The organism is Paraburkholderia sp. RL17-347-BIC-D (assembly GCF_046027915.1).
Classification (GTDB): domain Bacteria; phylum Pseudomonadota; class Gammaproteobacteria; order Burkholderiales; family Burkholderiaceae; genus Paraburkholderia.
This window is the reverse complement of the sequence record NZ_JARESS010000157.1, coordinates 1-2,017: the sequence shown is the minus strand read 5'-3', so window position 1 is coordinate 2,017 and position 2,017 is coordinate 1. Positions and strand designations below refer to the sequence as shown.

Here is a 2,017-nt window from a genome sequence, read left to right as displayed (position 1 = left end):
CCCAGCCCCTTACCACGCGTGTTGTTGAGGGGCTTGCTAGGCGGGGCTGATTCAAGGGCAGGGAGTCAAATCCCTGCCCTTTTTTATACAAACCGAGGTGTTTGTTTAAGAAAAGTACAGAATTTCCTGCGGGTCGACCGGGTGGGTAGCCAGTCCCAAGCGCATAGCAGGGGTTTTCTTGTCTTTTCCAATAACGCAATAATTAAAATAAACGCGGCAAATCTCGAGTTCTCGAGCCAAATATGTCGGATTATAAGCAGCATACCCATACCACATAGCCCGATTTCTTCTGACGCTGACTACGGGCCGTTCCGCCTTAGTCAATCGACGCCTCGTAATCATAAAAAACCGGTCAACAGCGTGTAATGAAGCCTTCAGCATCAAACGCGCTTCGTGGTTTTCGTCATAATCGCCCAAATTGGTTTGCCAACTGACCTGCTTTCTAGGCTCAGAAGCGATTGGCATGGGGTGCGTTACCCACTTGTCACCCCAGCGCCCAATCGGTGTGGCTGCCTTGATATTTTGCTTCATCATCTCGACCTGTGCGGAATATTCGTCTGTGATTCTGTTTTCCGCCATAAATAAAATCAGCTTCCGTTTTGCTTCGACCACTGCATACTGTTTCTGATATGCCGTCGCATCCTTCGCAACCTTTACAAAAAAGCCGTCCGCCGTGCGCTCCTTAATCCGGTCGCGATAGGCCGACATAAATGCCGCACGAAATCCTGAATCCTGGTCCATGAATACGCGGACCTTCGGGGCATTTTTTAACAATCGCGCCATCAGTTGAAAGTGAGCGTACATCGTATATGTTTCGCGAATTTGCATGCCGCTTTTTGGCAGCTGAAGTTCCTTGTTTTTAAAATCTGATTCCTCTATATCAGCCCGGGCTTCAGCGTCCGTATATTCTGACGAAATGTCATTCAATAACGAATCTTGAAACGTGGGTGGTGGTGCGACAAACGACGCTACGACGCGGTGCTGGGCGTCCGTGAGAGCCTCCAGATAATCCCGGGCTAGCCACAGCCGCGCATATCGGCGGAAGGGGGCCGTTAGATGTGCATCTCCGGCCTCCGCCGCCGCCTCTTCAATCTCGCTGCCTATTGCATCAGGGTCGAAATTGAGATTCATACCGAAAACATATCCAGTCTTTAAATCAGCGGTAGCAATTGCATTTAGCTGAACAGCCCGTCGGTCCTCTCGTTTCAACCAGTTAATCAGATAGTATTGTCGGTCTACTGCAACATACATCTTTGGGAGAACAAAATCAGGTTTCAGGAGCTTCGCCTCCTGGTGTCCCGAATAGAGTCGGCATTGACGGTCAATGAACTCGAGTTTGTCGTATACTGCCTTGGGAGACAACGTGGTTGTTTCCGCTATGCGCGACAGAGGCACTCGATTCACAATCAGAATGAATACGTCGCGATTTTTCTCCGAACGCCGCTGACCTAAAATCGGATTTTGCTTTCCGATGAATGTCTTTTTGCATTCGAGGCAGCGATATCGTTGCGTTCCCGCAGGCGTCTTCCCGAACGAGATATATTGCCCGCCTGATTTGGAAAGGGGAATGCCAAACATCGCGCATCCCTCGGTTTTGCATGAAGGGTCGACAACTGGCCGATAGATATGATTTCCAAGGCGTGCATATTCTTCAGCAACGGCTTGATTGCTGCGAATTGGCGACTTTTCGTTGCAAAATGCGCATTTGATTGAGGGCGTGTCGCGATTGCTGGTCCCGACGAGATAATCTCCGAGAACAGCACCAGTTCCGCTACGACGATACGGTCTATTAGCGTTGGCCGGATAGCCGAAGTTCGCACACTGCGGTGATTTACAGTGATTGACTTGGATTCCATCGAATTCTAGGGGAATCCGGGGGCCTTTAGAGGGCGGCGGCGATTCAGGCTCGTCCTCATTCAAAATTTTTTCCGACATGATGATGCCCCGCAAGTCCTTGACCTACGGGGCATCATAGAGAATCAACTACTCAAAAACAACACGCCAAGTAAGGGGCTGG

Annotated in this window: 1 protein-coding gene; it reads right to left on the bottom strand. The window is 50.1% G+C overall.

Annotation, left to right across the window (positions count from 1 at the left end; translation table 11 throughout):
- Positions 1–105: 105 nt before the first annotated feature.
- Positions 106–1,935 (bottom strand): IS1/IS1595 family N-terminal zinc-binding domain-containing protein, encoded by a 1,830-nt coding sequence (locus P0D96_RS47825; RefSeq protein WP_408321292.1) that lies wholly within the window; start codon positions 1,933–1,935, stop codon positions 106–108.
- Positions 1,936–2,017 lie beyond the last annotated feature (82 nt).